The 24618-nt window shown below is 70.8% G+C and carries 18 protein-coding genes, 4 pseudogenes and 1 CRISPR repeat array; of the genes and pseudogenes, 6 read left to right on the top strand and 16 right to left on the bottom strand.

The features are described 5' to 3' along the window. Positions 1-1342 precede the first annotated feature (1342 nt). Positions 1343-2409: direct repeats of the CRISPR family, unit length 29 nt; unit sequence CGGAACACCCCCGCGTCGGCGGGGAGGAC. An 88-nt stretch (positions 2410-2497) separates the two neighbouring features. Continuing rightward, a complete protein-coding gene (gene casA / locus ACLIN4_RS00110; RefSeq protein WP_411575314.1) occupies positions 2498-3790 on the top strand; it encodes a type I-E CRISPR-associated protein Cse1/CasA in 1293 nt (430 codons plus the stop codon). A gap of 235 nt (positions 3791-4025) precedes the next feature. Here casA and fxlM read toward each other — a convergent pair whose 3' ends face one another. The 8 genes from fxlM to ACLIN4_RS00070 form a co-directional block, all read right to left on the bottom strand. Beyond that, entirely contained in the window at positions 4026-6116 is a 2091-nt protein-coding gene (gene fxlM / locus ACLIN4_RS00105; protein WP_411575313.1) for a methyltransferase, FxLD system, read from the bottom strand. A gap of 18 nt (positions 6117-6134) precedes the next feature. Beyond that, the gene (locus ACLIN4_RS00100; RefSeq protein ID WP_411575312.1) at positions 6135-7394 is read right to left on the bottom strand and encodes a lanthionine synthetase C family protein; all 1260 of its coding nucleotides are present in this window, start codon (positions 7392-7394) and stop codon (positions 6135-6137) included. Then, a complete protein-coding gene (locus tag ACLIN4_RS00095) occupies positions 7381-10482 on the bottom strand; it encodes a lantibiotic dehydratase (protein ID WP_411575311.1) in 3102 nt (1033 codons plus the stop codon). The genes ACLIN4_RS00100 and ACLIN4_RS00095 overlap by 14 nt, the downstream gene beginning before the upstream one ends. An 87-nt stretch (positions 10483-10569) precedes the next feature. Continuing rightward, a complete protein-coding gene (locus ACLIN4_RS00090) occupies positions 10570-10701 on the bottom strand; it encodes an FxLD family lanthipeptide (protein WP_079060774.1) in 132 nt (43 codons plus the stop codon). A 473-nt stretch (positions 10702-11174) separates the two neighbouring features. Next, positions 11175-11960, bottom strand: coding sequence for a hypothetical protein (locus ACLIN4_RS00085; RefSeq protein WP_164285593.1), 786 nt, complete (start codon positions 11958-11960; stop codon positions 11175-11177). Positions 11961-12014: 54 nt separating this feature from the next. Beyond that, on the bottom strand, positions 12015-12494 hold the full coding sequence (locus tag ACLIN4_RS00080) for a hypothetical protein (protein ID WP_411575310.1): 480 nt from the start codon (positions 12492-12494) through the stop codon (positions 12015-12017). Positions 12495-12535: 41 nt separating this feature from the next. Further along, positions 12536-13018: a DUF6415 family natural product biosynthesis protein gene (locus ACLIN4_RS00075; RefSeq protein ID WP_411576712.1), complete on the bottom strand. Its 483-nt coding sequence runs from the start codon at positions 13016-13018 to the stop codon at positions 12536-12538. Between the two features lie 5 nt (positions 13019-13023). Next, positions 13024-13446, bottom strand: a complete 423-nt coding sequence (locus tag ACLIN4_RS00070; protein WP_220670448.1) for an ATP-binding protein — start codon at positions 13444-13446, stop codon at positions 13024-13026. A 295-nt stretch (positions 13447-13741) separates the two neighbouring features. Here ACLIN4_RS00070 and ACLIN4_RS00065 point away from each other — a divergent pair, with 295 nt between their 5' ends. Both ACLIN4_RS00065 and ACLIN4_RS00060 read left to right on the top strand, forming a co-directional pair. Beyond that, positions 13742-15016, top strand: coding sequence for an XRE family transcriptional regulator (locus ACLIN4_RS00065; RefSeq protein WP_411575309.1), 1275 nt, complete (start codon positions 13742-13744; stop codon positions 15014-15016). Beyond that, the gene (locus ACLIN4_RS00060; RefSeq protein WP_164285603.1) at positions 15013-15552 is read left to right on the top strand and encodes a GNAT family N-acetyltransferase; all 540 of its coding nucleotides are present in this window, start codon (positions 15013-15015) and stop codon (positions 15550-15552) included. The genes ACLIN4_RS00065 and ACLIN4_RS00060 overlap by 4 nt, the downstream gene beginning before the upstream one ends. A 624-nt stretch (positions 15553-16176) precedes the next feature. On the opposite strand, the gene ACLIN4_RS00055 is transcribed toward ACLIN4_RS00060, so the two are convergent. Beyond that, complete coding sequence (locus ACLIN4_RS00055; RefSeq protein ID WP_411575308.1) at positions 16177-16425, bottom strand: hypothetical protein; 249 nt, start codon at positions 16423-16425, stop codon at positions 16177-16179. A gap of 335 nt (positions 16426-16760) precedes the next feature. On the opposite strand from ACLIN4_RS00055, the gene rpmG reads away from it, so the two are divergent. Both rpmG and ykgO read left to right on the top strand, forming a co-directional pair. Continuing rightward, complete coding sequence (gene rpmG, locus ACLIN4_RS00050) at positions 16761-16925, top strand: 50S ribosomal protein L33 (protein WP_164285611.1); 165 nt, start codon at positions 16761-16763, stop codon at positions 16923-16925. Positions 16926-16951: 26 nt separating this feature from the next. Then, a complete protein-coding gene (gene ykgO, locus ACLIN4_RS00045) occupies positions 16952-17074 on the top strand; it encodes a type B 50S ribosomal protein L36 (protein WP_164285605.1) in 123 nt (40 codons plus the stop codon). Positions 17075-17181: 107 nt separating this feature from the next. On the opposite strand, the gene ACLIN4_RS00040 is transcribed toward ykgO, so the two are convergent. The 3 genes and pseudogenes from ACLIN4_RS00040 to ACLIN4_RS00030 form a co-directional block, all read right to left on the bottom strand. After that, complete coding sequence (locus ACLIN4_RS00040) at positions 17182-18390, bottom strand: S8 family peptidase (protein WP_164285607.1); 1209 nt, start codon at positions 18388-18390, stop codon at positions 17182-17184. Between the two features lie 203 nt (positions 18391-18593). Continuing rightward, a pseudogene (locus tag ACLIN4_RS00035) lies at positions 18594-19399 on the bottom strand (Gfo/Idh/MocA family protein); the annotation flags it as partial. 115 nt (positions 19400-19514) lie between these two features. Then, positions 19515-19781, bottom strand: a pseudogene (locus ACLIN4_RS00030) (ROK family protein); the annotation flags it as partial. An 87-nt stretch (positions 19782-19868) separates the two neighbouring features. Between ACLIN4_RS00030 and ACLIN4_RS00025 the strand changes: the two are divergent. Further along, positions 19869-21070, top strand: a pseudogene (locus ACLIN4_RS00025) (amylo-alpha-1,6-glucosidase); the annotation flags it as partial. 65 nt (positions 21071-21135) lie between these two features. Here ACLIN4_RS00025 and ACLIN4_RS00020 read toward each other — a convergent pair. From ACLIN4_RS00020 to ACLIN4_RS00005, 4 genes and pseudogenes are all read right to left on the bottom strand, one after another. Further along, positions 21136-22380 carry a vanadium-dependent haloperoxidase gene (locus ACLIN4_RS00020; protein WP_411575307.1) on the bottom strand — a complete coding sequence of 415 codons (1245 nt, stop codon included), beginning with the start codon at positions 22378-22380 and terminating at the stop codon, positions 21136-21138. 2 nt (positions 22381-22382) lie between these two features. Beyond that, positions 22383-23720 (bottom strand): LLM class flavin-dependent oxidoreductase, encoded by a 1338-nt coding sequence (locus ACLIN4_RS00015; protein WP_411575306.1) that lies wholly within the window; start codon positions 23718-23720, stop codon positions 22383-22385. Further along, positions 23717-24475 carry an ABC transporter ATP-binding protein gene (locus tag ACLIN4_RS00010; RefSeq protein WP_411575305.1) on the bottom strand — a complete coding sequence of 253 codons (759 nt, stop codon included), beginning with the start codon at positions 24473-24475 and terminating at the stop codon, positions 23717-23719. The genes ACLIN4_RS00015 and ACLIN4_RS00010 overlap by 4 nt, the downstream gene beginning before the upstream one ends. Further along, positions 24451-24618, bottom strand: a pseudogene (locus ACLIN4_RS00005) (ABC transporter permease); the annotation flags it as partial. The gene ACLIN4_RS00010 and the pseudogene ACLIN4_RS00005, both read right to left, overlap by 25 nt.

Below are 24618 nucleotides of genomic sequence, written 5' to 3'. Positions count from 1 at the left end.
ACTCGCGCTCGTACAGGCGGTTCAGGCGAGCGTACGGAACACCCCCGCGTCGGCGGAGAGGACAAAGTCCAGAAACCCCCGAGGGGCTGGTGTGACGGAACACCCCCGCGTCGGCGGGGAGGACCGGCCCCCGGCGGGGGCGCCCAGCTCGGTGGCTGGACCCCCCCGCGTCGGCGGGGAGGGCATAGACGCCGTCACGTGGCTGCAAAGCGACGGCCCCCGCATCGGTAGAGAGGACCCCTGCGCGGTGGTGAGCTGCTGCTGTGCCCAGGGCACACCCCTGCTTCGGCGGGGAGGACGTCGTCTCCACGACGTTCAGACGCCACACGCGTGGAACACCCCCGCGTCGGCGGGGAGGACTGGTCTGGTGTGGCGCGGTGCTACTCGGGACACGGAACACCCCCGCGTCGGCGGGGAGGACCGCGGACCCTCCCCCCCGGCCCACCCGGGCCGCGGAACACCCCCACATCGGCGGGGAGGACTCGGACAGGTCGATGAGCCAGCACCCGGGAATCGAATCACCCCCGCGTCGGCGGGGAGGACCAAGGCTGTGGCGCGCGCTGGCCGTCCACCGGCGGAACACCCCCACGTCGGCAGGGAGGACAGGACACTCTGCCTCAGCCTGTCCGCGCTCTGCGGAACACCCCCGCGTCGGCCGGGAGGGCGTGCGGGCCTGATCGCCGGCGGCCTTGGTGGCCGGAACACCCCCGCGTCGGCGGGGAGGACGGCGGCGGTCATTGAGCGCTTCTGCATGGTCACGGAACACCCCCGCGCCGGCGGGGAGGACTGAAGGTGCGCCACCGCCTGCTGCCTGATCTCCGGAACACCCCCGCGTCGGCGGGGAGGACCCTGACCACCGTGGGGCGTGCGTGATGGGCCGCGGAACACCCCCGCGTCGGCGGGGAGGACCACGTCAAAGCCCCGCCGGATCACCGGCGGGGAGGACACCGCCTTCGTCACCGACTGGGCCCGCCGCTACGGAACACCCCCGCGTCGGCGGGGAGGACGCGAACGTGTGCCGGAACTGATGGACGTGCAGCGGAACACCCCCGCGTCGGCGGGGAGGACGGCCGCGGCCCCCAACGCGACCGCCTCTACGTCGGAACACCCCCGCGTCGGCGGGGAGGGCGGGTTGAGGTTGACGACCGCGTAGATCGAGTCCGGAACACCTCCGCGTCGGCAGGGAGGACGCTAGCCACACCGCCGGCTCCCGCCCGTAGACCGGAACACCCCTGCGTCGGCGGGGAGGGCGACGCGTAGCCGTACTGGCTCCAGCCGCAGGACAGAACACCACCGTGTTGGCAGGGAGGGCGGCTCACGGGGACGAACAACATCGTCGAGATCGGAACACCTCCGCGTCGGTGGGGAGGACCTGGGCGCGGATGTACCGATTCCTCCGCTACGCGGAACACCCCCGCGTCGGCGGGGAGGACCTCAGCCCCGACAACGGTGATCACTACCTGTCCGGAACACCCCCGCGTCGGCGGGGAGGACGACGGCCAGGGCCTGGAGCTGTCCGGCACCACCGGAGCACCCCCGCGTCGGCGGGGAGGACAACGGACTAACCATCGACCAGGGCGACGTGTCCGGAGCACCCCCGCGTTGGCGGGGAGGACCTCACCTTGAACCACCGCGCCACCCTGCGGGACGGAGCACCCCCGCGTCGGCGGGGAGGACCCGCCGAAGGGTCGACTGAGTCATGGGCGTACCGGAACACCCCCGCGGCGGCGGGGAGGACGTCCACCACCTGCCGGGACGCGTCCGACACGTCGGAACACCCCCGCGTCGGCGGGGAGGATCCGCCGAAGGGCGGATACGAGGTGCCGGCCAACGGAACACCCTCGCCCCGACGGGGAGGACGCCGGGTCGTACGGCTGCCAGGAGCTGGTGGTCGGAACACCCTCGCGTCGGCGGGGAGGACATGCGCCGGGAACACGACGGCCGGATCCTCACCGGAACACCCCCGCGTCGGCGGGGAGGACTAGCCACGATGCGCTCGCCCCTCCACCACTACCGGAACACCCCCGTGTCGGCGGGGAGGACGCCAGCGGGATCGACGCGCTCTCCAGCTCGGACGGAACACTCCCGCGTCGGCGGGGAGGACACGCACCCCCTGTTCCGGGGCCGGGTCGATGACGGAACACCCCCGCGTCGGCGGGGAGGACGCGGCGCATCAGGCCGAGGCTGATCAGGAACGCGGAACACCCCCGCGTCGGCGGGGAGGACCCCAACAATCCGGAGGACCAGGCCGACGACGCCGGAACACCCCCGCGTCGGCGGGGAGGACCCAGTGTGGGGTCCGCGCGCCCCGTGTGAAAACGGAACACCCCCGCGTCGGCGGGGAGGACGCCGGGCCGATGGCCGTCAACGCCTACCAGTCCGGAACACCCCCGCGTCGGCGGGGAGGACCCTTTCTGACCTGGGGTTCAGGAGGGGCTTTGCTTGTTCTTTGCCTTGAGGGAGGGGCTGAAAGGCCGGCCGGTTCGATGCGCGGGCCGTGGACGCTTATTTCGGCCGAGAGGACCTGGCGGGACGGTTCGATCTGTTCGATGCCGAGCGGCCGTTCCTGCAGGATCCGCGGCTGCGCACCGAGTGCGTGGACGCGAAGGGGGCCCCGAATCCGTCCGGGGTGAACAAGCTGGTGATGGGCCGCCCCACGGGAGTCAACGGGGCTGTCCTGTTCGGACATTTCACCGACACGGCGCCGGTTGCGGTGCCGGCCGCCGAGGCCGCCTGGCATCTGATCGCCCAGCTGTACTACGGGCCGTCCGGTCAGTGCACGCCCCGCAGGATCACCGAGCACCGGGCAGGCAGCGGGGATGCGGCCCCGCTGCGCAAGTCCGTCTCCTACTTTCCCTGGGCCCCTGACCTGTTCACCACGCTCGTGCTGGCCGTCCCGCGCCCTGACAGCGACGCCGCATGGGAGACGCCGGACGCCTGCCCGTGGGAGGAGGATCTGCCCTCTCCGCTTCAGCCGTTGCCGCCGCTGACGTGGCCGGGCCGGATGCTGACCGGCCGGTTTCGCCACGCAGCACTCCTCGTGCCCGCCGAGGACGGCCGGACGGTGACCGACGCCTACCTGACCTGGTCGACGCACGAGCCGCCGCACCGGGTGCGTGACCCGTACCAGGTCCTCGACCGGCGCAGGGACGGCGACTTCCAGCCGCGGGAGGCCGACGGCGCCCGGGCCCTGTGGCGGGACCTGGATTCACTGCTGCTGAAGGACAGCCGTCAGGACGCCCGGCGTCCCCCGGTGCTCGAGCACCTGCCCCGCCGGCTGCTGCCGCTGCTGCGGGTGCGCGCCTACGGCTTCGACCAGGACGGCCAGCAGAAGGACAGCGTCTGGTTCCGGGCGACCAGTCCGCAGATCCTGCAATGGCAGGAGGAGAACGACGCGGAGATGGCCTACCTGGTCAAGCGCTGCCACACGGCAGCGGAGCAGACCGGTGACCGGCTGGACCTCGCCGCCAGGATCGCCTGGAAGATCGCCACCGACACCAGCGTCGACCTGTCCCCGAAGGCCAAGATCAAGCTGGATGCCCGCAAGCCCGGCCCGTGGGCCGCTGCCGCATTCACCAGGTACTGGCCGGCCGCCGAGCGAGAGTTCTGGCATCTCACCGAGCCCGGCCGCGCCACAGACCGGATCGGCAAACCGTTCGTCGAAGCGGCCCTGACCGCGCTCGACGAGGCCATCGGCCAGGCCAACCGCGCGGACATCCGGGTGGCGCGCGCCCGACACCGCGCCCGCGGTCTCCTTCTCGCACTGCTGCAGCCGTCCGCAACCGACTGAACCCGTCCGGCCGCGCCCCGCGCCGACCACAGCGCGCGCCAGGTCCGGTATGCCGCAGTCGCTCGCGATGAGTGCCGCCTTGTTCAGAGCCACGGTCGCGGAGGTCACGTTGTTGTCGCGCTCGGCGGCGGCTGCGAGGTTGGTGACCTCGAGGATTCGGTCGGCGAGGGGAGAGCAGGCAGGACGTGGGCGGGCTGCGAGTGGGAAGCGCTGCGCTATTTGGCTGACGTCCATGTCACTTCCATTCGATGACGATGCGGTTCAGCGGGTTGTCGACAGTGAAGCGGCCGTGCTTCGGTGCGGGCGGGGCTGCGTCGAGCGGCTGGATCTCGAAGGCGACGTCGAGTGTCCGGAAGGCCTGGCTCCAGGTGCGGATCTGGTCGGTGACGTCTGCGGCGAGGGCTTTCGCGTCGGGGCCGTGGCCGATGACGCCGAACTCATACAGAGCGGCGCCGTCGGGAGCCGTCTTCGCATAGGGCCGCCGGGTGAGGTAGGTGAGTGTGCCGCCCGCGAAGACTGCGGTCGAGGACGGGTAGGGCGCGGTGACCAGGCCTTTGCCGATGGCCTCGTTCTTGGCGGGCATCCGGCTCAGGCCGTTGGGCAAGGCGCAGGTGAGCCACAGTTCCAGGTACTCGGCCGATTCCGGGCCGCGGAAGGTGACGTCCGTCCACACCTCGGTGCGCGGCTGGCGGAAGATGTCGCTCAGGGCGTCCGCGTCGACCGTCTGGTCTGCGTTGGTGACGAGGGTGACCGTGTGGTCGGGGTCCAGGGGAACGAAGACGCGCGGGTCGTCGGCGATGCCCCGGCGCAGCGGCATGAACGTGTTCATCTGGCTGCCGACGCTGCGCCAGGCTCCGTCCTGGTTCTCGAAGGCGATCGAGCGGGAGACACTGCCGCGCAGGCGCAGCGGGGCGAGGAGCCGTCCGCCGGGGGCGAGCTGTTCGAGCCAGGCGTGCGGGACGCCGTGGGCGCCGACGGTGGCTTCGATGCGGTCGTACGGCGCGTTTGAGGCGTGGCCCAGGGCGCCGTCTTTGAGGATCACGTCGACGTTGTGGATGTCGGCGGCGGCCAGTCCGCGGCGTGCTCCGTGGACGATGTCGTCGTCCACGTCGATGGTGGTGACGTGGCCCTTCTCGCCGACGAGGTAGCCGAGGAGTCCGGCGTTGAAGCCGGTGCCGGCGCCCAGCTCCAGGATGTTCTGGCCGGGATGGACGTCGAGCTGTTCGAGCATCATGGCGACGATGTCGGGTTGGGAGGCGCAGCTGATGGAAGCGCCGGACTCGTCGGTCTTGGTGTCCACGGGGGTGTTGCCGTATGCCGTTTCCAGGGGAACGTTCGGGACGAAGAGGTGGCGGGGCACGGTCCGCAGGGCCTCCTCGACGTGGGGCGTGCGCACGCGCTCTGTCTGGACCAGATGGTCGATCAGCTGGGAGCGCAGGCGGTCGGCGGAGGGGGCTTCGAGGGTGTCGCTGTTCACCTCGGTGACCGTAGTGCTCGGCGCGCCCTCGGCTCGCCTGGACGCGGCGTTGTCGTTCGTTCCCATGACTACCTCTTTCGCGAGTGTTGACAGGGTGTGCTGGTCCTGGGCGGCAAGGCCCAGACGGTTGAAGTGGAAGATGCCGTGGTGGGCGATCACGGCCCGCAGTCCTCGTTCCAGGTGGCCCTGGCGGTTGAGGTCGGCGAGCTGCTGGCCGAACCACTCGAAGGTGGCGATCCACTCGGCCAGCGGTGCGAGCCGGCCCTGGGTGACGTTGCGGCTGGTGGTGCTGACGTCGATGGTCATCAGCCGGTGGACAGCGGCCCGGTGCCGTTGCGGGTGGCGGATCTCGTCGCCGGGGCGTTCGGCCGTGATCCTCACCCAGACGTCGCCCTGCTCGTACCAGTCGAGTCCGGCCGCACGCATCGCCACGCTGGGCAGGAGGATCGCCAGCTCGCGGCGGCCGAGCCGGGGGCCGCTCGTCTTCTGTTGGCGGGCCAGCTCCTCCAGCAGGTGGCGGCTGTCGTAGTGGAAGAGGGTGTGCGCGATCTTCATGGCGGCCGGCCCGCCGAAGGCTGTCTCTTCCGGCTCGTAGAGGCCGCGTGTCCATGAGGCGAGGACGCCGGCACCGACCAGCTCGTCCAGTGCCGCGTCCAGACCTTGCGTAGAGGTCGGGCCTACGGGCCGGAAACGCAGCCGCCACCAGGGAAACTTCCGCAGGAACGACCACTGGGCCAGTTCCGACTCCTGGGCGGTCAGCACGGGGAGCAGATACTCCACGGCGGTGGCCTCCGCACGGCTCCAGTCGGCGAACCGGATGAGGCGCTGCGGCCATGCGTCCGCTGCCATGTTCCCTCTTCTCTTCAGCTAGTTGGTCAGCAAGCAGGTGTCCCACCCGGACGCGGACGGCGTTGCGGTGTGGAAGGAGTGCAGGGCCAGGGCGGTGCCTGCGGCACCTTCGAGAAGCCCGATGTCTGTGCCGCCGGGCGGGGCGATCAGGGAGTCCGCCAGCATCTCCGGCGTGTTGTCGGTGATCGGGGCCAGGAGCCGGGGCAGGCACTCGGCGAGGCCGGGGATGATGGCGTCGGCGGCGGCCAGTTGCGTGATGTGCGCCAGACCCGCGAAGCCGTGGCACAGCGACACGTCCACGGTCGCGCCGAGCTGGCCGGGGTAGGTCATGGCGCGCAGGAGAGCGCATTCGGCAGCCTGTTGGCGCGCACGGTCGTCGAGGGCCAGGGCGGCGAGTTGTTGAGCGCGGGCGAGTCCCGCGGTGCCGTAGCACCAGGACGGCCGGGCCGGCCGGGGGCCGGTCGTCCCGGAACGCAGCTGTTCACGGGTGATCCAGTACGGCCACCACGGGCCGGCGGGGCCGTCCTGCTGCCACTGACCGAGCCAGCCCAGGATGCGGGCGATCGCGTCGAGGTGACCGTCGACGGTGATGCCGCGGCGCGCGGCAAGGGACAGGACGGCAAGGGGGCCGCCGATGCCGTGGGCGACGCCGTTGTTGGCATGCCCCTGAGGGAACTGTGGGGAGGTTCGGCCGGAGGGGGCGAGGTGGCTCCACCAGCCGGGCAGGAGTTCCCCATCGTGTTCGACCGGATCGGTCAGCCGGACCAGGTAGGTCAGGATCTCGCGGAGGACGTCGGTGTGGACGTCACGGTGCAGCAGAAGCCCACCCATCCCACTCAGGCCCCGGAGCACGTCGAACTCGGCCAGCGCCGGCATCCGGCCGCGGTCCATGCGCGCGTGGGCCTGGGCGAGCCGGTCGAGGATCGCCGTAGTGACGCACCGGTCGAGGGTGTCCAGGGCGCGGGCGTAGCGTCCGGGGCGGTCGGCCGCGGCGTGCAGAGCGAAGGCCAGCGCGGGCGCCCCGTAGTAGAGGTGGCTGTCCGGTCCACCGACAGCGTGTTCGGCCGCGGCGCAAGCGAGCCAGTCATGGGCGCGCTGCCACGGCCCTTGGCCGGTGCGGGCCCGCTCGATGTGCAGCAGCGCAACACCAGCCGCGCCGTGCGCGAGCGACTGCGGCCACCAGCCCTGGCGGTGATGCAGCCCCCGTACGTCCTGCGGCGAGGCGAGCCGCTCGGCGATCGTGTTAGCGGCTGCCCGCGCGCTTTCACGCAGGTTCATGGTGATCTCCTCGGCGCATCCAGGCCATCGCGGCGGCGTGGGCCAGCCGTACGCACATCCGCTCGTCGTCCTTGTCGATGCCGGCGGCGCGGATGTGGTGGGCGTGCAGCAGCGAGTCGAGAACGAGGTCCGGGTCGATCCCACCGTCGGACGCGTCCAGCTTCTGCCGGTAGCGGGCCAGGGCCGCATCGCGCTCGCTCCAGGCGCTGGCGATGGCCTCGCCGCCGGGGGCCGTGCGCAGGGCCGCCCAGCCGCCGGTCGGATCGGCCAGGCGTACCGCCTGAGCGAGCACGGTCCGGCCCATGGGGCGTGGATCGGTGATCCGGCCGTGGGTGATCAGCCAGTCCATGCCGGCCGCAATGCTGCCGGTGAAGGCGGCGGCGAGGGACACGAAGTTCGCGGCAGCGAGGACCTGTCGGTGCGGGCGGGTGGACTGGGAGAACTGGACGGCCAGGGCTCGGGAGTCCGCGGTGAAGACGTCCTCGGCCAGGCTCATCAGCGGCCCGGCGCCCCACCGGCCGGTCTCCGGGTAGGAGGTCGCGAACTGCATGTCGGTAAGGAGCCCGGCACGGTGCAGTCCGCTCGCCCAGGCACTCACACGCTGCGCGGTGACCGCGAAGTCGCGCTTGCCGGGGACCGTGATGCGCAGCCGCAGGTGCCGGCGGGGGTCGCGGTAGCGCATGTACCACCAGGCCGGCGGCTCGTCCCACTGGCCCAGCAGCGCGGGAAGGTGGTCGGCAAGGATCTCGGGCTGCCGTTCGACGTGCCCGTACAGCTTGACCAGCAGCCAGGGGGCGGTGCCCGGAAGATGCCCGTGGTCGCGCGTGAGGAGCTGGTCGGCGGTCACGGGAGGGGTGGTCGCCTGCTGGGGCGGGCGGACAGCCGTCACCGGGGCGATGATCTCGTGGGCCCGTCCGTCGAACCAGCCCCTGTCGGGTTCCGCTTCCGTCAGGACCACCGATTCGTGGGTGTCCAGGTGGGCGCGCAGCAGCGCGAGGTGCGCGCGTTCGCTGAGGTCCAGCGGCAGGAGCTGGTCGCCTTCGGACAGCGCGACTTCGTTCGGAACTCGGCGGCGCGTGCGCCACGCGTCGGCCGCCTTGTGCCATTCCTGCCAGGAGGCGCGGCGGTCGGGCAGTTCCGGCCGGTCCAGCCGCCACCTCGCTGGCGCGAGGATCACGCGCCCGTGGCGCACGCGCGGCAGGTACGGCAGGGCGGTAGCGGACGCCCAGGGGAAGACGGTCAGGACGGCACTCTGGGCCCGGCTGATCTCGGTGAGGAAGCGTGCGAGTGGCGGTGTGTGGCCGCGCAGGTCCAGCGCGTGCAGCGTCATGGGGTCCAGCAGGCAGGCGCGGGATAGGGAGACGAGGTAGAGCCTGCGCCGGTCGCAGCTCACAGCGAGGTCGTCGAGCGGGATGGTGCGTGCGTCGACCGGACGGTGCTCCGCCACGCTGATGACGGCCGGCAGGAGTTCGGCGACGCGGGTGACGTCCGTGTCGCCCCGGTCGAGTGGAGCAAAGGAGACCTGCGTGGGCACCGAGCCGGACGCGTTGACCGGCAGGTCCTTCAGCAGAGCGCCTACGCGAGCTTGATCATCTGCTGTGAGCAGCCCCAGGCTTCTACCGATCGTGGTACCGATCCCGCGCGACGGGACGATGCCGTGGAGAGCGAAGTCCCCTCCCTCCAGGGCCTCTTGTGATGCGGCGCGGATCTGGAAGCGCAACTCCGTGTGGGCCGGTACCTGCCAGTCATCCCGGTCTCCGACCGTCAGGCTGCTGATCAGATCCTCGTCCAGACAGATCTCCTCACGTCCGTCGAGCACAGCCGCCTGCGCGAGGGAGATCAACCGCTGCTCCCGGACGGTCAGGGCCTCACGCTGTTCGGGTTCCGCGTCCCGGTATCCGGCCGGGAAGCCCAGGCCGACATCCTCGTCCACGACGTCCCGGACCGGGACGAGCGAGTGGATGCCGTACCGCTCGAAGAACCGGTTGTGGAAGTCCTTCCACGCCGGAGTGCCAAAGGGATACGCGGTCAGCCGGGCCAGCACCGTGGCGGCCTTCTCGGCCTCGCGAGCAACCTGCGGAGGCAGAGTGAGAGAGCAGTCCATCCGCAGGTCCAGCGTGAAGGGCTGGGCCTTGACGGCGCTCAAGGCCGTCATCTTCTGACGCAGAGCAGCCCGCAGCCGCCGGCCCTCCGCCGGGACGAGGACCTGGTTGTGCCGGTGGATGGCCTCTCGGACCGATCGCAGACCGGCCACGAGGTCCGCGGCCGACGGCACGTCGACAGCCTCGGCTTGCCGGACCAGGTGGTCGAGGGCGTCCAAAGTGGTGGAGGGCGCGTGCAGACTGCTGACGAGCACGCCGCGCTGGACCAGACTGGTGACCAGCCCTTCCACGCGGTCAGGGGCGATGGTAGGGAACTCGCTCTTCAACCGTCTCACGACCCTGGAGAAGGGAACGGGCGAGATGGCCGAGTCGACGGCGATCCGTACGGCCGAGGTGTACCGGAGGGAGACTTCCGCCGTCGGGCTGTGCACGGTGCGGTGTGAGCGGGGCGGATAAGGCACGACCAGCCGGTCGCTGCGTACGAAGACGGTGTTGTTGGCCATGACGCTCACGAGCCGCAGAAACTCTGGGATTGCCTCCAGGCGCGCGATCAGGTCAGTGATCCAATCGCCGTCGGCACGGACGACGGCCCGGTGATCCTCACCCCAGATCCACCCCGGCCGCGCTCCGAAGGAGGCAAGAGCGACGCCGGCGAACAGGCCATGGGGCGTAGCCCGGCCCGTCAACCGCAACACGTACCGCATGACGGACACCACCGTGCGGCGCAGCGGACGTGTCTCAGGTCGAGCCGTCGAGCACAGAGCCTCGACCTGCCGCGCGAGCAACGGGCTGGCCTGCTCGATGGTGTCGGCGATCTCGCTCATCGACCAGACGCCGCGCAGCCACGCCTGCCACCGCACCTCTCGGCCCGGGGCGGCGTCGGTGAGGTCCGGCCACATGGGCAGGGGCAGCCTCGAGCACCGGGCAGCGCGCACGAGCGCCGTGTCCGCGCACCGGTACAGCGGTCCGGCCTTACTGGTATCCACGCAGCACCTCCTGGGTTCATGGCGTGTCGGGAGTGCCAGCCCGCGCGGCACAAGACCGCGCGAGCTGGCACATCGGCGTGCTTGTTGTCAGGCCACGTTGGTGGCGCACGGGCTGGAGCAGGTGCTGCCGCAGCCGTCGTCGGTGAGGTTGATCAACGTGGCCTGTCCGTCGCCGGACTCCAGGACGCTGATGTCGAGGTCGAACTCGTCGTGCTCCATGCGCTGATTCCTCCATCAGTGTGTGCGGCTCCCACTGAGCCGCAGTGTGTGTGCCGCAAGGGCGGCGCCGACACGGCAGGGATGCCGTGCCGGTGCTCTGGGCGGTCATGAACCGCTCGTCGTGCCGGAACTCCCCGGATCCTGGTGATACGCCGGAGCCGGGAGAATGAGAGTTCCGGCGGGGCATCTTGTCGATGACCAGGTCAGCCGAGATCTGGCCATCGGCATCCGAAAGTCCCTCGGGTGCTCCCGCGGACTGGTCCGCGGCACCTGCTCCACTCAGGGGAGGGTGGTGCAGGTGCCGCGGTAGCTGCTCAGAGGTCCGGGGCGTGGCAGTGCGGGGCCGCTGAGCAGCTGTGTGGGCCCGGCGCGGGGGAGGATGCCTGCCGTAGGGGAGCAGCCGGGGTTTCTCCTCCGCGCCGGGGGTTGGGCTCTGCCAGGGGCCGTGTCGACAGCCGCTCCGCTGGCAGAAGTCAGGCGGCGGGGCTCGGGGCGGCTTCGTGGTAGACGAGAAGGTCGACCGATTCCACGCGCTCGGGCAGGGGTCTCTCCTGTGTCCGGACGCGGTAGCCGGCGTCCTGCATCACCGAGGCCACCTCACGCACACCGTCGTAGACGGCTGCGGTGAAGGTGCCAGGGGCGGGCCACCAGCGCACAAGCCCGCACAGGTCCGCCTGTGGCGGCCACAGGACACTCGCCACGTCCCGCACCGTCACGCATCCGCCGTGCCTGGCTGCCTTCGTCTGCGTCGTCCACCACTCCATCTGCTGGAGAGGGTTCGTCTCCGGCCCGGTGTAGGTCCGCGGGGCAGGCACGTGCGCCCACGCGTCGTCAGGACGGTCAGGCGGAGGCTGGCCCGCCTCCATGCGGTACACGAGGAGATTGGCGTGCAGATCGTGGGCCGGGTCGACCGGCCGGCCCGCGCGCTCCACGACGTAATCCAGAGACCGCAGTCCGCTCGCCACCGCTTCCAGCCGGGCAGCCCAGTCCGAGCTGACCCTGCGGTCCGGATGCCACTCGACCAGGACACACAAGTGCGCGCCTTGCGGCCACGTGCACTCCGGCGCGTACAGTGCGCGGCTCCAGCCGTCACCCGGCGCGATGTCCCGGCCGTGGAGGTCGAAACCGTCCTTGCGGCCCACCACCACACGGTTCTCACCGACCTTGAGCTGGTCCAGGTCATAGTTGACTACCAGAGGACCCGTGCGACTCGGACTGTTCCGGTCATAGACGGGTCGTTGCTTCCAGGCGCTGCGCACTCTGTCCTCTCAGAATCAGGAGGTTCGGGGGGCTTGTCTGCTGGGTCGACGGCTTCACACATCGATGCGCTCGGGGGAGAGGACAGCGCGCACGGTCTTGCCGCGGTCTTCGTGCGGCAGGAATCGGGTGACCTTGGCGCCGAGGGCCGCGACCTGCCACAGGCCGCGCCCCTTCTCACCGCGCACCGCAGTGTCGAAGTCGGGGAACGCCGGGTTCAGGTCGGCAACGTCCATGACCACAGAGCCACTCTCGTCGGTGGCGACGCTGAGGACGAGTTGCTGCTCGGACGGAGGCACACTGCAGGGAATGCCGTGCTTCACACCATTGTCGACGAGCCGAGTGACGGCTTCCACAGCCTGCAGAACGTCGCCGCGCCAGCAGAGCACGGTGACGATGCGCCGCGTCCACACACGCGCCAGGCCCAGAGCTCGGGAATCACCGGGAAGCTGCGTGGTGAAGCTGCGCACCACAGGCGTACCGGTCGAGACCTCAGCGGAGAGCGGCAGCGCGCGGAGCGGCACTTCGGCGGCCACGCTAAGCCCTCCGTGAGACGGGTGGTCACGTTGCGGCCGGATCATGACGTGCCCTGCCCGGGCGTGGACCACTGGTCTTCCCTCAGGGAGTCCGGACCCTTGACGGCGTGCAGTTCGACGAGAGCGTCGTGCAGCTCGTTCACCGCCCATCCGAGCCTCCGCAACTGCCCCACGGCTCTCCAGTAGTCGTCGGCCGGCTCTTCCCCGTGCACCTCACGAGCGCGCACGAGAAGCGGCGTCACACGTTCGTCTCTCTTCGCCTCGCTGCTCGCGGCGTAGGAGATGAGTTGCCGAAGGTATCCGCGCAGACGCTCCGCCAGTTCGTCCGCGCGCTCTCCGGTCCGTGGTACCGGGTCGAGAGCATCGGCGACGTCGTCCAGCCACGTATCACCGTCGTAAGGGCTCCAAGCCCGCAAGGCGGTCAGGACCATCTCCACCGCCGCGCAGTCGGGAAGACGGGCGGGTTCCAACGGGCCTGCCCCGCACTGCGTGCCGGAGTAGTTGTCAAGATGGCTGAGAACCATGGAGGTCACTGGCCCTCTCCCTGCACAGGAACGAGGCACCAGGCGACGGCTCCGTTGTCACAGAAGCCCCAGGTTCCGCTGAGTTCGTCCACCAGGGCGTCGACAAGGAACAGGCCGCGGCCGCGCTCCTCCAGCAGGCCCGGGCACTGCGGACTCGGTGCCGCACAGGGCGTACCGTCGCGCACTTCTAATCGCACGTGGCCCTCCGCAGGGACGACTCCCCGCAGGCCGAACACAGGTGCGCCCCCGTGGCACACCGCGTTGGTGCACAGCTCCGAGACGATGATCTCCAGTGCGTCCGTACGTGGCTTCGTCATGCCGCACTGCCAGCTGAGCCAGGCCCTGGCGATGCGCCGCGCGTGCTCGATCCGGCGCGCCTCGGCGAGTATGACGGCGTCGAACGATGGGACCGCTGCTGCACGACTCATATGCGCGGCGTCACATGGTGCGATGTGACCAGGCGTGGCGATTGCAGTCGATTTCGTGGTGGTCACCTTCATGAGGTCTTCCCTCCGGCGCGGGGCGCCCGGTCAGACCATGACGGTCGAGATCGGGGCTTTCCTCCATGCAGTAGCCGGCTTCCGTCCGGCACTACGTGGAATAGGTAACTCCTGGCTTCAGGAGTCTGGTTAGGGGATCGAGCCGTCAACACAGTGAGCCCCATAGGGGGTCTTGGTGACTCCTTTACCTCGCGATACGTGCTCAGCGGGCTACCCTGCGTTCATGGAAACCACGCGTAACGAGGCTCTTGAGGCGTGGATGAGGGAGCACAAGTACAGCGCCAACAGCCTGGCCAAAGCGGTGAACGCAGGCTTGGAAGCACTCACCGGGAAACCTGGCACCTACGACGGTCGACATATCCGGGAGTGGCGTGCCGGTCGCGTCCGCTGGCCAAACACGGCAACTCGGAAAGTCCTGGCCGACCTCTCCGGAAGGTCTCCCGTCGACTTAGGGTTCGTGCCACGGAGCCGTAACTCACGGACAGCCGTACCGCAGGAGGACCCCATGCACCGCCGCACCCTCGTGACAGGAACCGTCTCGATAGCTGTTGCTGCAGCCGCTCCAGGCGCTGTCTCAACCCGCAAGGTCGGCATGAGCGATGTCGCACGCCTGCAGGAAAAGTTCTCCGCTGTCATCGCCAGCGACCACAAACGCGGAGGACAGCGCGACATCGAGCAACGAGCCGCAGGCCTCGCCGATACAGCCCTCAACCTTCAGAACTCAGGAAGCGCGACGCAGCGCGTACGCAGCAGTCTCTACGCCACCGCCGCCAGTTTCCGGTCATCGGCGATGTGGGCGGCGATCGACGGACGCCGCTTCAAGGACGCAGTCACCCACATGAGAGAGGCGCAAGCCCTCGCCGAACTCTCAGGTGACCAGGCCATCAAGTTCCGAATCTGGTCCCACGCGGGCACGCTGTACCGGCACATGGGGCGCCCCGCAGATGCCCGCGCCGCCAACGACGTCGCCCGCAACCTGCACGTCACCCGCCGCGACCCGATGTTCGCTTCCCTGGGTCTGGCACGGCACATGGCCATCCAGGGGGCCGCCCATGAGCAGCGGAACCTGCCGCGCACGTTCGATCACGCACGCGAGGCGATGGACCGTGCAGACCCAGTCGCCTCTCGCCCGGTATGGCTTCTGGCCTTCTATGACGAAGCCGAACTGCACTCCCTCGCCCTGTCCGCCTACCTGGCTGCCGGCGACTGGGCCACCGCCGAGTACCACGCCCACAGGTGCCTCGCCGCCCTCCGTCCATACATGGAGCGCTCCCGCGCCATCACCACCAGCCGTCTCGCACAGGCACAACTCGCACAGGGTGACGTCGACACCGCCACTGACACCGCCATGACAGTGAAAGCGGAGGCCGCTACCCAACATCCCCGTGTATCCCGCATGCTGCAAGAGTTTGGTGCTGCTCTCCGCGCCATGGCACCCGGCAGCAGCAGCGCGATCACCTGGAGCGAGCACACGGCCGCCTGGAGGACTCACCCATGACGTCGGCACCAGCCATCGAACTGCGCACCTTCACCGAGCTGGACACCGTCCGCGGTGATCTGCTCGACGTCTACGCCGAGGTACGGGCGCCACTGCTTCACCTGGCGAACTATGCGGTCAGCTCCTTTGGCGAGCGGCTGGACCGGCATGCTGCTGAACCCGGCTTCCAAGCCGTGCTCGCGTACGAGGGGCAGCACCCGGTGGGGTACGTCTACGGCAATCGGATCGAGGACGGGGACCGCTACTGGCAGCGCACGCACCCGGCGCCCAGCGAGAAGTACACGGTGCAGGCAGCCGTAGCCTTGAAGGAGATCGGTGTGCGCTCTGCATGGCGCGGTACCGGCGTCGCGCGGCGCATCCATGATGCGTTCCTCGCTGACCGGAGCGAGCGGTACGTGACGTTGATGGTGAACAGCGCTGCTGGAGACGGGAAAGTCCATGCCTTGTACCGGTCGTGGGGGTACGAAGACCTGGGTTACAGCCAGCCCTCCCCAGCATCACCTCGTCTCACGGTGATGATTCGATCGACTGCGTGAAAGCCCCCGCCTGGCGCCATCGGAATCCGGAAGGTCGCTATTCGATCTGAAGGCAACTCGGCTCTACACGGCCAACGGGTCGTCCGAAGACGGCCGCGAGCGGCACATCTCCACCCCGAAACCTCCTACTTACACCGCGCAGATCCTCCACGTCCGGGAGTCCGGTGCGACGGAGCAGAAGCTGCATCCACTCGTCACAGAGGCCATCGCCGAGCCATTTCACGGAATGGGAAACCCGGGACAAGGAGCTGCACGCTGGCCTAACGGATGTCAGGTCAATTGAGTTCGAATTTCGAGACACCGGTAATTCCTCACTTGCCATAAGCCGTATTCGAGCCGCAGCACGACCGTTGGCAGTGTGTTGTTACCAGGGCCACCGGGCGGCGAGTGCTGAGCGCAGTTCTGGACCGCGGTGCAGTCTCAGCTGTTCACCCCGGCTTCCCACTTGAGCCGGCGCAGCATGTGGTCGCTGAAGAGGTGTCGGACCGGTCGAGTAGTTCACCCACCTCGGCGTCGCCGCGCCGGCCGTCCGGGGGCGGATGTCAGCGCTGCACTGATTGAGCGGCCCAGGTGCCAGCTTCACATCGGGGTCCTTGAGTAGACCGACCGCCGCCCGTAGCGCCACTATGCCGCCGCGTGCGTCGAGCAGCCGGAAGGCGCCGACGCGGACGTGCCGCGGCCGCTAGTGCGCTCCAGTAGCCGGTCGGCGGGCAGCCCTTTGGCCGAGGACAGCAGGGCGGTGGCGGTCTCGCGGACGACCTCGGCGGCAGGGTCGTCGAGGAGTTGTCGTATCTGCTCAGCATCCGCGCCGTCCAATGCCCGCAACCCGGCTACGGCTCGCGCCCGCACCCCGGCGGCCGGGTGCGCGAGCAACGGCCGCAGGCGAACTGCGGACCACCCTGTCAACGCCCGCAGACCTCCTTGTCGCGAACCGCTAATCCGGGACGATCAGGAGATGAGAATCGGCCGGGGCGACGGAGTCCTCGATGTCGACGACGGCGACTACGGCACCGGACTGCTGCGCACTGGCGAAGCGGTCCCGGTGTAGGCCGCTGGAGGGCCTGCGCTTCGGCGTGCGGGTGATGACCCGGCTGTGGCAGGGCTGCTGTAGCGGGCCCGGGAATGCGCCGACGGCGGACGGTGTTGAGTGGCGCGACTGACGTGCGCGGGTCGGAACCGCAATCGCGCGGCGGTCGGAAGGGGCACCCATAGCACGCAGCACCGCACGTCCGGTGGTCAGGCTGAAGTCGACCGCCGGAACAGGCGTCACCTACGCGACGCGCAAGAACCGGCTCAACGACCCCGACCGGCTCGTCCTGCGCACGTACGACCCGGTGGCCGGGCAGCACGTCCCCTTCCGAGAGGAACGCTGAACGGCGGACCGGAGCGAGGAGATCCCATGAAGGTTCGCAATTCCCTGCGCTCACTGAAGGCCAGGCCCGGCGCACAGGTGGTGCGCCGCCGGGGCGTGACCTACGTGATCAACAAGAAGGACCGGCGTTTCAAGGCCCGCCAGAGCTGAGCAGAACCCGGTCCACCGGCCCGGTCCCGCGAGCGGCGGGGCCGGGCCCTGTGCGTACGTGCCCCGGGGCACGTGGTTGTCAGGCCGACGGCCTGCTCGGTGTCACGTCACGGCACAATCTTCAGCAGACGGTTCGGCGAGCCGGTGCCGGGGCTGGTGACCTTGCCCGCCGTCGCGCCGTTCACCAGGGCCGTGGCGACCTGCGCCGGAGTGGCCGATGTGTGGTTCGCCAGGTAGACCGCGGCCGCGCCCGCGACGTGCGGGGTCGCCATCGACGTACCGGAGATGGTGTTCGTGGCGGTGTCGCCGGTGTGCCAGCCGGCCGTGATGGAGGAGCCGGGCGCGAAGAGATCGAGGACCGAGCCGTAGTTCGAGTACGAGGCCTTCGCGTCGGTGCTGGTGGTGGCGCCGACCGTGATGGCCTCGGTGACCCGGGCGGGCGAGTACGAGGAGGCGTTGGCACCGCTGTTGCCCGCCGCCACGGCGTAGGTGACGCCGCTGGCTATGGAGTTGCGCACGGCGGTGTCCAGGGTGGTGGACGCCCCGCCTCCGAGCGACAGGTTGGCGACCGAGGGGCCCGAGTGGTTGGCGGTGACCCAGTCGATGCCCGCGATGACGCCGGCGGTGGTGCCGGAGCCGTTGTTGTCGAGCACCCGGACCGCCACGATCTTCGCCTTCTTGGCGGCGCCGTAGGTCGTGCCCGCGATCGTGGTGGCCACATGGGTGCCGTGGCCGTTGCCGTCGGAGGCGGTGGTGTCGCCGTCGACAGCGTCGTAGCCGTAGGAGGCACGGCCACTGATCTGCTGGTGGGTGATGCGTACACCGGTGTCGATGACGTACGCGGTCACCCCGCTGCCCGCACTGTCCGGGTAGGTGTAGGTGCCGGAGAGCGGCAGCGACGTCTGGTCGATGCGGTCCAGGCCCCAAGGGGCGTTCGCCTGCGTGGTGTCGGCGAGGCGGACGCGCTGGTCCTGCTCGACGGAGGCCACGGCCGGGTCGGTGGCGAGGCGCCTGGCCTCGGTGGCGGAGAGGGTGGCGGTGTAGCCGTTCAGGGCGCTCCGGAACGTCTTCTTCACCGTGCCGCCGTAGTCCTCGACGAGGTCCTTGCCAGCGGCCGAGGACGCCTTGAGGCCGGTGCTCTTCTTGAGCGTCACGATGTAGCTGTCCTTGACCGCCGTCGGCGAACCGGCGGCGAGGACGGTGCCCTCCGCGGGAGCGGCCTGGGCGGGAACGGCGGTGAGCCCGCCGGTGAGGGCGGCGGCTGCCACGCCGGCCAGCGCGGCGAACCGGATTCTCTTGCTCCGCAGTCGTGCCATGACGAGGGAGTCCTCCTCCGGGCGGCGCGCGCCCGGGTGGGGCGCGCGTCTGTGGGGGGTGTGCGCGTGATCGCGCACACGACCGGGAGCGTTGCGTTCCGCTCCCGGTCGTGGACAAGCGTCGGCCGTCCGCCGGGGCGGTACAAGGGAGTTGAGGGCCTGTCAACAAACCTGTCATGAGCACGAAATGTTAAGTGGTGTGCAGCCCGCTCCAGCAGGGTCTGCAGATACAGCCCTCGTCCGGCGTCGATGGAACTCGGCGCGTTGGTGCGGACGGCGGTCGCGAACTCGCGGCGCAGGACGGGCCAGCACTCCTCGTGGTCGATGCCGGTCGTGTCGTGGACCAGGGGGAGCGCGGGGCCGAACAGCTCGACACGGGCGAGCGTGCGCGGGACGGCGACCGAGCCGGACAGGGTCGCCTGGCTCACCGAGCCGTTCTCGTGCTCGCAGGTCAGCTCGAACCAGCGGCGCGCGTCGCCCGTGCCGCGGATGCCGTTGTTAGAGACGATCGCCGCGTCCAGCAGGTCGAGCAGATGGGGACCGAGGTCGAGCAGGGCACCGTGCTCGAGGCGCCAGCCGGTGGCGAACTCGGATGCTACGAAGGCGCCGTGGAGGTAGCAGGCGCGGGCGCCACGGACGTCGAGGCCGCGCGCCGCCTGGAGGAAGGCACGGGTGGCGGGGTGATAGCGAATGGTGAGGACGAGCTGGGAGACGCCCCCGGCCTCGGCGATCGCGTCGGCCACCCGGCGGGCCGCGGGCAGGTCGGGGCCGAGGGGTTTCTCCAGCAGCTCGGGCCTTGCCCCGCTTCGCCGCCAGCGGCGCCAACTCGGCCTGGACGGACGGGGGGAACGGCGAGGGCCACGGCCTCGCGGTGGTCCAGCAGCTCCTCGAAGCCGGCGGCGACGTGGGCGGCGTGGGGAGCGGCGGTCTGCCGGGCGGCCTACGGACGGCGGGCCCAGACCGCGGCGAGCCGGGTCTCGGGCCCGGCGGCGAGGACGCGGGCGTGCATGGCCCTGGCCCAGGGGCCGGCGCCCACGAGCCCGGCCTCGACGGGCCGGTGGGTCCACGGGGCGGGGGAGGCAGTGGTCACGGTGATCCTGTCTGTGGGGCGAGCGGCCAGGCTGTCACCGTGCGAGCCGGGCGTCGGCGCGGGTGGGGGAGCAGAGGGACTCCACGACCATGGCGGCGGCTCCGATGAGCCCGGAGTGGTCGCCCAGCCGCGAGGTCACGACCTGGTGATTAGCGGTGGCACGCGGCATGGCGCGCTGGTAGAGCAACTCGCGCACGCCGGTCAGGAAGGGGACTCTGGAGAGCTCGCCGGCGATCATCAGCACGCCGGGGTTGAGCAGGGTGACGACGGTCACCAGCACCTCGCCCACCCGCCACCCGCTCACCACCCCCGCCCAACGGCAGCCGCACAGGCGAAACCCCACGGCGGCGGGCGGAACGGACGACCTGACCCGTGCCTGCGAGCGCGGCCTCGCCGAACGGACGACCTGACCCGTGCCTGCGAGCGCGGCCTCGCCGACGTCGACCTGCTGACCATCCCGGTCACCGGCGTCGACGGCGAGGAGGTGCGCATACCCGCCGCCGGCATCCCGTGGTTCCTCACCCTGTTCGGCCGCGACTCCCTGCTGACGTCGTACTTCCTGCTGCCGTACCGGCCGGAGACCGCGACCGCCGTCCTCAGCGCGCTCGCCGCCACCCAGGGGTCAGCGCCAGGACACCTACAGCGGGGAGCAGCCCGGACGCATCGTCCACGAGACCCCGCACGGCGAACTCGCCCACGTCCGGCAGGTCCCGTACGGCCGGTACTACGGCGCCTTCGACGCCACGCCCCTCCTTTTGGTACTGCTCCACGCCCACTACGAGACCTGCCGCGAAGCCTCCCTGGCGGAATGGTTGGAGCCGCACGCACGGCGGGCCGTGGACTGGATGCTCACCGAGGGCGGTCTCGAGGAGCACGGGTACGTCGTACACCCCGGACCCGGGCGGACTGGTCAACCTGAAATGGAAGGACTTCGCGGGTGCCCTCTGCTTCCGCGACGGCACCCGGGCCCAGGGCCCCGTCGCGGTGTCGGAAGCACAGGGCTACGCCTACGACGCCCTCGTGCGCACGGCTGAACTCGCCCGCGGGGTACGGCGGGACGAGCCGTACGCACGGCGCCTGCGCGAAGCCGCCGACCGGCTGCGCGAGCGGTTCCTCACCGACTTCTGGATGCCGGAGGCCGGCTTCCCCACCCTCGCGCTGGACGGGGCGGGGCGTCAGGTGGACGCCCTGGCGTCGGACGCCGGGCACCTGTTCTGGTCGGGGATCCTCGATCCGGCCCGCGCCCGCCGGGTGGGCCGGCGGCTGCTGGAGCCCGACTTCTTCTCGGGCTGGGCGATCCGGACCCTGGCGGCCGGACAACGGCCGTACCACCCGTTGTCCTACCACCGGGGCAGCGCATGGCCCCACGACAACGCCGTCATCGCCCTCGGACCGGCCCGGCACGGTCTCGCCGACGAGGTGCGCACCGTCATCGAGGGCCTCGTCGCGGCGGCCCGCCACGGCCACCGGCTGCCCGAGGTCGTCGCCGGCTACGACCGCGACGCGACCACCGGACCGGTCCCGTACCCGCACGCGTGCTCACCGCAGGCCTGGGCCGCCGCCACACCGCCCGCCCTGCGCACGGCGCTGGAGCGGGTCCGAGCGGACGGGGGCGCGGGACCGCTGTCCCGCACCCCCGCAGCCGTCCGGCGCACTCACCGCGAGCCGAACAGCTCCCCGGCGTGCTCCAGCGCGTACCAGGCCACCCGCCTGCCCAGCGTGATGCCGGCCTCGTCGGCCGACCTGGTGTGGATGCCCGACAGGACGCGCGCCTCCACGTTCTCGTCCGAGAGCCGCCTCCAGCTCGTGTACGTGCGGGTCACCCCCGGAGCGGTCGGACTGGTCAGTTCGAACGGGGCGGTGCCCGGACCGAAGAACGCCGTGAGCACGGCCTCCGCCGCCCCCGAGTAGGTGTTGTGCCCGCTCGGGTGGTCGGGGTGCGCGGGCGTGGTGTGCAGCGGTGTCCAGCCTGGGTCGGGGTCGATGGCCCCGGTGCGGATCGCGGTGACCAGGCGCCACCGCTCGTAGGCGTACTTGCCGTCGGACGTGGCGATCTGCGTGTCCACCAGCGCCACGTGGAACAGGGCGACCTGACGCGCCAGTTCGGCGGTCCCGGCGGGAGACCGGGAGAGCGCCACCCGCAGCGGCTCGGTGTACAGCGTGAGGGAGGATCCCAGCCAGAAGGTGGCCGTCTCCGTCTGGTGCGGGCTGCGCGCCTTGCTGTCCACGGCACCGTAGGCGCGTACCTCCGCCAGGTCCGCGGCATAGCGACCGGAGTCCAGCGCGGGCGGCGGACCCGGCCGGAACTGGTCCGGCGTCCTGAGCAGGAAGGGCACGGCGAGGCGATTGCCGTACTGGGTCGCCGGGGCGTACGCCGGGGGTGTCGGCTGCCAGATGCCCGGCCGGGGCGCCGGGACGGGGTAGGGGGCGTTGACTGAGGCGGGGTCGAGCCCGTCGTGCCGGCGCCGGTCGAGGACGTCGACGGCCTCGCGCCGGCCCGCCGCGACGCCGAGGCTCCGGGCCTCGCCGTCCGGAATACGGTCGACGCTCTGCCGGAACGTGGCGTCGAGCTGCCCGGCCCGGCCGGGGACCAGCTCCACGAGCGCGTAGTGAACGGCCGCGACGAGCGCGGCCTCCTGGTAGGCGGCGCGGTCGACACCTCTGGGCACGTCGCGGGCGGCGCGGGCCGCGGCGAGCCACGCGATCGCCCACGTACGGCTGTTGGTGACCTGGGTGGCGGCTCCGGCCGCCGCCACGGCATCCGCCGTGGCGTCGTACCAGGTGAGCACCGCCGAGCGGCGGTCGGCGGCGACGGCCCGCGGGACGGCGACGGACGCCGACAGCAGGGCGGCCGCGCCGAGGGCGACGAACCCCCGGCGGGTGGGACGGGGTCCGGACACGGTCACGCTATCTCCTTCGACGGGACGGGGGCGGCGGCGGGACGCGGCAGCCCGTAGTGCTCGCGCAACGTGGCGCCGGTGTAGGCGGTGCGGAACAGGCCGCGTGCCCGCAGGATGGGCACCACGTGCTCGGCGAAGAGGTCGAATCCACCGGTGAGCCAGGGCGGCATGATGTTGAAGCCGTCGGCCGCCCCGTGCTCGAACCACTCCTGGATCTCGTCGGCGATCTGCTCCGGCGTACCGGCCACCACGCGGTGGCCGCGGGCACCCGCGAGGCGGTGCAGGAGCTGCCGGACCGTGGGCTGTTCACGGTCGATGATGTCCAGCACGAGCTGGAAGCGACTGCCGTTGCCGCGTTCGCCCCGGGTCTCGATCAGGGACCGTGGCACGGGACCGTCGAGCTCGTCGGCGCTCAGCTCCAGTCCCAGAAGCCGCTGGAGCAGGTGGAGCGAGTACTCGGGCTGGGTGAGTTCGTTGAACTCCTGGTGCAGCGCGCGTGCCTCCGCCTCCGTCGAGCCGATGAAAGGGCTGATGCCGGGCAGGACGACCACCTGGCGCGGATCCCGGCCGAGCGCCGCGGCCCGTGCCTTGACGTCGGCGTAGAACTCCTGCCCGCTGCGCAGCGTCTGGTGCGCCGTGAAAACCGCCTCGGCGTACGCGGCGGCGAAGGCACGGCCGTCTTCTGAGGACCCGGCCTGTACGTAGACCGGGCGGCCCTGCGGGGAGCGGGGCAGGTTCAGCGGCCCGCGCACCTTCAGATGGCGGCCGGCATGGTCGATCTCGTGGATGCGGTCGGTGTCGGCGAACAACCCGGACTTCTGGTCGGCGACCAGCGCCTCGTCCTCCCAGCTGTCCCACAGCCTCGTCACGACGTCCACGAACTCCCGTGCGCGGTCGTAACGCTCCGCGTGCACCGGGTGCGCGTCGAGACCGAAGTTGGCGGCGGCCTGCGGGGCGCCCGTCGTCACGATGTTCCAGCCCGCCCGGCCCCGGCTGAGATGGTCCAGCGAGGCGAAGAGACGGGCCAGGTTGTACGGCTCGGTGTAGGTGGTGGACGCCGTGGCGATCAGGCCGATGCGCTCGGTGGCCGCGGCGACGGCCGACAGACAGGTGAACGGCTCCAGCCGGAACCGGCTGGCGTAGCGCACGTTGTCGGCCAGCGACGGTCCGTCCGCGAAGAACACCGCGTCGAAGGCGGCCCGTTCGGCGCTGCGGGCGAGGTCCTGGTAGAAGCCGATGTCCAGCAGCCGGGTGGGATCGGTACCGTGGTGGCGCCAGGCGGCCTCGTGGTGGCCGCCCGGGTAGACGAACAGGTTCAGGTGCAGCTTGCGGGCGCTCATGCCGCGTTGTCCTCCTCGACGAGATCCAGTCCGAGCCCGGCGAGCAGTCGTCCGCGCAGGGCCGCGTACTCGGCGCTGCCCCCGCGGCGCGGTGTCGGGATGTCCACGGGAAGATCGGCGGAGATCCGGCCGCGGTCCAGCACCACGACCCGGTCCGCGAGCGCGATGGCCTCGTGCACGTCGTGCGTGACGAGGAGCACGGCGGGCCGGTGCCGCTCGCACAGACGCCGCAGCAACGCGTGCATCCTGATCCGGGTGAGCGCGTCCAGCGCGCCGAACGGCTCGTCGGCGAGCAGTAGTTGCGGCTCACGCACCAGGGAGCGGGCCAGCGACACGCGCTGCTGCTCGCCCCCGGACAGTTCGACGGGCCAGGCCCGCTCCCGGCCGGCGAGTCCGACCTCGGCGAGGGCCGCCCTGCCGCGCTCCTGCGCCGACGGCCCGCCCAGGCCCAGGACCACGTTGTCGAGCAGACGCTTCCAGGGCAGCAGCCGCGCGTCCTGGAAGACGACGGACACATGGTCCGGGGCCGTCAGCTCCCCGCTGCCCGCCACCTCGTGGTCGAGCCGGGCCAGCGCCCGCAGCAGCGTGCTCTTGCCGGACCCGCTGCGTCCGAGCAGGGCGACGAACTCGCCCGGCGCGATGGACAGGTCCAGCCCGTCAAGCACCCGGCGCTGTCCGAAGGAACGCACCAGGTTCTCGATCCGGACCGTCGTGCGCTCCTCGGTCCTCGTCAGCCCGCCAGTGTGCGTCGCCATGTCAGGGTCCTCCTCTCCACGAGTCGTACCAGGGCGTCGGAGACGAGGCCGAGCAGGCCGTACACGACCAGGCCGACGATGATCACGTCGGTCTGCCCGTACGTCCGCGCGAGCTCCATCATGTAGCCGATGCCGCTGGTGGC

Origin of the sequence: Streptomyces mutabilis (assembly GCF_046628145.1) — a bacterium.
Taxonomy (GTDB): Bacteria; Actinomycetota; Actinomycetes; order Streptomycetales; family Streptomycetaceae; genus Streptomyces; species Streptomyces mutabilis.
The sequence above is the reverse complement of the archived record's forward strand: the minus strand, read 5'-3'. Positions and strand labels throughout refer to the sequence as shown.

Coding starts and splice junctions, on each gene's coding strand:
- ACLIN4_RS00060 (WP_164285603.1), top strand. CDS start 15,013: ATGACGTCGGCACCAGCCATCGAACTGCGCACCTTCACCGAGCTGGAC.
- ACLIN4_RS00015 (WP_411575306.1), bottom strand. CDS start 23,720: ATGAGCGCCCGCAAGCTGCACCTGAACCTGTTCGTCTACCCGGGCGGC.
- ACLIN4_RS00065 (WP_411575309.1), top strand. CDS start 13,742: ATGGAAACCACGCGTAACGAGGCTCTTGAGGCGTGGATGAGGGAGCAC.
- ACLIN4_RS00075 (WP_411576712.1), bottom strand. CDS start 13,018: ATGGTTCTCAGCCATCTTGACAACTACTCCGGCACGCAGTGCGGGGCA.
- ACLIN4_RS00040 (WP_164285607.1), bottom strand. CDS start 18,390: ATGGCACGACTGCGGAGCAAGAGAATCCGGTTCGCCGCGCTGGCCGGC.
- ACLIN4_RS00010 (WP_411575305.1), bottom strand. CDS start 24,475: ATGGCGACGCACACTGGCGGGCTGACGAGGACCGAGGAGCGCACGACG.
- ykgO (WP_164285605.1), top strand. CDS start 16,952: ATGAAGGTTCGCAATTCCCTGCGCTCACTGAAGGCCAGGCCCGGCGCA.
- ACLIN4_RS00070 (WP_220670448.1), bottom strand. CDS start 13,446: ATGAGTCGTGCAGCAGCGGTCCCATCGTTCGACGCCGTCATACTCGCC.
- fxlM (WP_411575313.1), bottom strand. CDS start 6,116: ATGGCAGCGGACGCATGGCCGCAGCGCCTCATCCGGTTCGCCGACTGG.
- ACLIN4_RS00090 (WP_079060774.1), bottom strand. CDS start 10,701: ATGGAGCACGACGAGTTCGACCTCGACATCAGCGTCCTGGAGTCCGGC.
- ACLIN4_RS00100 (WP_411575312.1), bottom strand. CDS start 7,394: ATGAACCTGCGTGAAAGCGCGCGGGCAGCCGCTAACACGATCGCCGAG.